Annotated in this window: 5 protein-coding genes; 4 read left to right on the forward strand and 1 reads right to left on the reverse strand. The window is 68.2% G+C overall.

Going from position 1 to position 4,481, the window contains the following annotated elements:
- Positions 1–117, reverse strand: a 117-nt coding sequence (locus KDM41_17325; protein ID MCB1185184.1) for an MgtC/SapB family protein, incomplete at its 3' end; no start/stop codon positions are given.
- 504 nt (positions 118–621) lie between these two features.
- Between KDM41_17325 and KDM41_17330 the strand changes: the two genes are divergently transcribed.
- The 4 genes from KDM41_17330 (at position 622) to KDM41_17345 (ending at position 4,442) form a co-directional block, all read left to right on the forward strand.
- The gene (locus tag KDM41_17330) at positions 622–1,131 is read left to right on the forward strand and encodes a thioredoxin family protein (GenBank protein ID MCB1185185.1); all 510 of its coding nucleotides are present in this window, start codon (positions 622–624) and stop codon (positions 1,129–1,131) included.
- 106 nt (positions 1,132–1,237) lie between these two features.
- Entirely contained in the window at positions 1,238–2,632 is a 1,395-nt protein-coding gene (locus KDM41_17335) for a sodium-dependent transporter (GenBank protein MCB1185186.1), read from the forward strand.
- 1 nt (position 2,633) lies between these two features.
- Positions 2,634–3,719, forward strand: a complete 1,086-nt coding sequence (locus tag KDM41_17340; GenBank protein MCB1185187.1) for a HAMP domain-containing histidine kinase — start codon at positions 2,634–2,636, stop codon at positions 3,717–3,719.
- Positions 3,720–3,734: 15 nt separating this feature from the next.
- The gene (locus KDM41_17345; protein MCB1185188.1) at positions 3,735–4,442 is read left to right on the forward strand and encodes a response regulator transcription factor; all 708 of its coding nucleotides are present in this window, start codon (positions 3,735–3,737) and stop codon (positions 4,440–4,442) included.
- Positions 4,443–4,481 lie beyond the last annotated feature (39 nt).

Below are 4,481 nucleotides of genomic sequence, written 5' to 3' on the forward strand. Positions count from 1 at the left end.
CAAGATGTTGGTCCGCAGACCCGCCGGCCGTCCCCTCGACTGCCGTTCCATTCCAACCAGACCGCCGAAGATCATCGCGATCAGAATCCTCAAGACGAACACGCTGTCGCCTCTCATCGAGTCCAGCAATTGCTCCACGTAGTCCTCCTTTCGAGTTGATCAAAATTATCCATTTGTTGTACCGCTGGCGGAAAGGGGAGGCAAGGTCGAAAATGTGAGGATCCCCATCGGTACGAGTCAATCGATGGGAGTCCCGAGCACGGCGATACCGGTACCCGCTTTCCGTATCCGACGCCATCGCAGCTTGAGGCATTGGACGAGTGGATAATGATCATGGAATCCCAGAGATCAGGACGGCCCCGCCCGGGAACCGGATTCTTCGGGGCTGCGGGAGACTTGACCCCGCGAGTCCCTGCTCGGCCCGATCCCGACCAGCACCATGGCCGTCCCCCTGCCCTCGAAGGTCAGCGGAATGACCTCGATTTCGCGTAGGGAGTCTCTCTGTTGGACTTCACAACGGGTCCCCGCTACCAATACAGAGGAATCCCTGATGCCCGCGAGGGTATCAGGGATTCCCTTTTTCCCCGCCGCGATCGGCGGGGGAAGGGAGGCCGCACGGCCATGACCCCAGCTGACAAGAACGCCGCCCACTCCGCCCCCGCCCGGCCAGGCAAGTCGTGGGCCAAGAGGTTCTGGCGCGCCTTCTGGATCGCCTTCCTGGCCGCCTCGCTCGCCTACGCCTGGTACTCGTTCTACGCGCCCGCCAACGACGTGGCCTGGGCCGACGACCTCGACGCCGCCCGCTCCGCCGCCGTGGCCGCCGACCGGCCCATGATGCTCTTCTTCACGGCGTCCTGGTGCTCGCCCTGCCGCATCATGAAGCGCGAGGTCTTCGCCGACGGCGCGGTCGCGCGGGCCATCAATGCCGGCGTCGTGCCGGTCATGATCCACGCCGAGGAGCCGGGCGCCGACGCGGTGTTCGAGCACTACCAGGTGGGGGGCACGCCGGTCACCATCTTCACCGACCCGCAGGGCGCGGTGATCGACTACGGGGTCGGGCGCATGGCCAAGGCCGAGTTCCTGGCGATGCTCGGGGGCCTGGACGCCCGCCGCGCCGCGTCGTCCCCCTAGCGGGGCGGCGCGCCGAAGGGACGGATCGCCTCTTTTTTTGCCCGGGCGATTGGTCTATGATGCCGGCTTCGACGCAGGCATCCCCCCGCAGCAAGGAACCGGACACATGGCAGAACCCCGCGGACAGTGGAGCGGCCGCCTCGGCTTCATCCTGGCGGCCACCGGCAGCGCCATCGGCCTGGGCAACCTCTGGAAGTTCCCTTACATCACCCACGAGAACAACGGCGGCGCCTTCGTGCTCGTCTACATCGCCTGCGTGGCCCTGGTCGGAGCGCCGATCATGATCGCCGAGATCCTCATCGGCCGGAAGACCCAGCTCAGCCCCGTCGGCGCGTTCCGCACCCTGGGCGAAGGCAAGCCCGGCGGCCGGGCCTGGAGCGCCCTCGGCTTCCTCGGCGTCATCGGCGGTTTCGTGATCCTCTCCTACTACGCGGTCGTGGCCGGCTGGACCATCCACTACACGGGCCTCGCCATCACGGGCGACCTGGCCCGCATGGCCGCCGAGCCCGGGGCCCTGGGCGCCTATTTCGGCGGCGAGTTCCTCGCCGATGGCGGCCAGCAGGTGCTCTACCAGGTGCTCTTCATGGCCCTGACCGTCGGCGCCGTGTTCTTCGGCGTGCAGGGCGGCATCGAGCGCGTGGCCAAGATCCTCATGCCGCTGCTCTTCCTGATCCTGTTCGGCCTGCTCATCTACGCCTCGACCACCAGCGGCTTCGGCGAGGCCCTGCGCTTCCTGTTCCGGCCCGACTTCCACACCCTCACCAAGGGCGCGGTGCTCGAGGCCCTCGGCCACAGCTTCTTCACGCTGAGCCTGGGCATGGGCGCCATGCTCACCTACGGCTCGTACATCGGGCGCGACATCTCGGTGCCCCGCGCGGCCCTGCAGATCTCGGCCCTCGACACCATCATCGCCCTGATGGCCTGCGTGATCATGTTCTCGATCATCAACACCTCGGGCATGGAGGTCACGAAGAGCGCGACGATCCTCTTCACCACCATCCCCACCGTGCTGGTGAAGCTGCCCGGGGCCGGCCTGCTCAACGCGTTCTTCTACGTGCTGATCGCATTCGCCGCCCTGACCAGCACCATCAGCCTGCTCGAGGTGGTCAGCAGCTACGCCATCGACGAGCTGGGCTGGACCCGCCACCGGGCGACGCTGACCATGGGCTCGGTGATCACCGTCTTCGGCGTGCTGAACGCCCTGAGCCTGGGCGGCAACGCGGCCCTGAGCGCCGTCAACCTGATCGGGCGGGAGTCGACGGCCGGCGTGTTCGGCACCATGGACTACCTGGCCAGCAACTGGATCCTGCCGGTGGGCGGGTTCCTGATCGCCATCTTCACCGGCTGGCTGCTCAGCCCGAAGCTGACCCGCTCGGAGCTCGAGGACGGCCACGGCCTGATGAAATCGTTCGGCGGCTGGCTCTTCCTGATCCGGTTCGTGGCGCCCCTGGCCGTGGGTGCCATCATCGTCAGCGTGATCCTGGGCAAGGAATACAACTGACATGCGCACGCGGATGGGCCTGCTCTACGGGACGCTGGTGGCCCTGCTGCTCGTGATGGGCGTCTGGTGGACGTACTTCCTGACCGGCGAGGCCAACGCCCAGGCCGAACTGCAGATCCAGAAGATGGCCACCGACCGTCTGCACGCCACGTTCCTGATCCAGGCCGACCCCCGCCTGCTCGACCGGCCCAACGACTTCCTCAGGCCTTCGTTCCCCCACCTCATCTTCACGCGCACCGCGCGCGGGGTCGACGTGCAGATCGACCCGGCGGTGCTGGCCCACATCGAGGCCAACGGGCGGGCCAAGCGCCGCATGTTCCTCTTCGAGGGGGTCTTCTTCCTGGCGCTGCTGGCCGGGGGCTCGGGGATCCTGGTCTACTCCTGGCGCTCGGAGGTGAAGTTCAAGCAGTCGCGCGAGCTCTTCCTCTCCGGCGCCACCCACGAGTTCAAGACGCCGCTGGCGAGCCTGCGGCTCTACACCGAGACCATGTGCCGGCAGGGTCTCGACGACGCGGCGCGCGAGCGCATCCGCGCCAACATGCTCGAGGACATGGTGCGGCTCGAGAACCTCGTCAACGACGTGCTCGCCCTCAGCGCCGGCGACGCCTTCGACCAGGGCCCCCTCGAGCGCCTCGACCTGGCCGAGGAGACGCGGCGCGTGCAGGACGACCTGACCCGCTTCGCCGCCGAGCGGGGCGCCGAGTTCGTGCTCGAGGCCGAGCCCGGGGCGGCCATCCTGGGCCACCGGCTCACCTACGCCCTGGCCCTGCGCAACCTGCTGGTGAACGCCGTCAAGCACAGTCCCGGGCCCGTGCGGGTCGTGATCAAGGTGCGCCGGGGGCGCCGCCACCACCGGGTCGTAGTGGGCGACAACGGGCCGGGCATTCCGCGGCGCTTGCAGGACAAGGTGTTCGAGTGCTTCTATAGCGGCACGCGCGAGGGGCGCAGCGGCGGGGCGGGCATCGGCCTGCATCTGGTGCGCCACAACGTCGAGAACCTGGGCGGACGCGTCGAACTGGTCAGCGAGGAGGGGCAGGGCAGCACCTTCACGATGATCCTGCCCGCCGCGGACGACGCCAACGGCTAGACGGGAGGACGGGACATGAAGCGGCGCATCCTGGTCGTCGAGGACGATGCCCACCTGGCCGACGGCCTGCGCATCAACCTCGAGCTCGAGGGCTACGAGCCGGTGCTCGCACCGAGCGCCGAGGAGGGCCGCGACGTGTGGCGGCGCGGCGGCATCGACCTGATCCTGCTCGACGTGATGCTGCCCGGCATGGACGGCTTCGCCTTCTGCCGCCTCGTGCGCGAGGAGGGCGACCGGGTGCCGATCCTCTTCCTCACCGCCCGCACCGCCGGCCAGGACCGCATCAAGGGTCTCGACGAGGGCGGCGACGACTACATCGCCAAGCCCTTCGAGCTGAATGAACTGCTCGCGCGCATCAAGTCGCTCTTCCGGCGGCAGGACTGGTTCCGCGGCCGCGAGGCGCCCCGGACCCTGCGCATCGGCCAGGCCGAGATCAACCTGCGCGGCTACCAGGCGGTCACGCCCGACGGCACGGTGACCCTCAAGGAGAAGGAGGTCATGATCCTGCGCCTGCTGAGCGAGCACGTGGGCGAGCCGGTCGACCGCGAGACCATCCTCGACCGGGTGTGGGGCTTCGGGGCCTATCCGACCACCCGCACCGTCGACAACTTCATCCTCTCCTTGCGCAAGATCGTCGAACGCGACCCGCGCAAGCCCGAGCACCTGCTCACCGTGCACGGGGTCGGCTACCGTCTCGAACTCGAACCAGGCAGGGACGCCTGATGGGCGCGCCGGGCGAACGGCTGCAGCGCCTGACCGCCC

The sequence above is a fragment of the bacterium genome, assembly GCA_020440705.1.
Lineage (GTDB): Bacteria > Krumholzibacteriota > Krumholzibacteriia > LZORAL124-64-63 > LZORAL124-64-63 > JAGRNP01.

Coding starts and splice junctions, on each gene's coding strand:
- KDM41_17340 (MCB1185187.1), top strand. CDS start 2,634: ATGCGCACGCGGATGGGCCTGCTCTACGGGACGCTGGTGGCCCTGCTG.
- KDM41_17345 (MCB1185188.1), top strand. CDS start 3,735: ATGAAGCGGCGCATCCTGGTCGTCGAGGACGATGCCCACCTGGCCGAC.
- KDM41_17335 (MCB1185186.1), top strand. CDS start 1,238: ATGGCAGAACCCCGCGGACAGTGGAGCGGCCGCCTCGGCTTCATCCTG.
- KDM41_17330 (MCB1185185.1), top strand. CDS start 622: ATGACCCCAGCTGACAAGAACGCCGCCCACTCCGCCCCCGCCCGGCCA.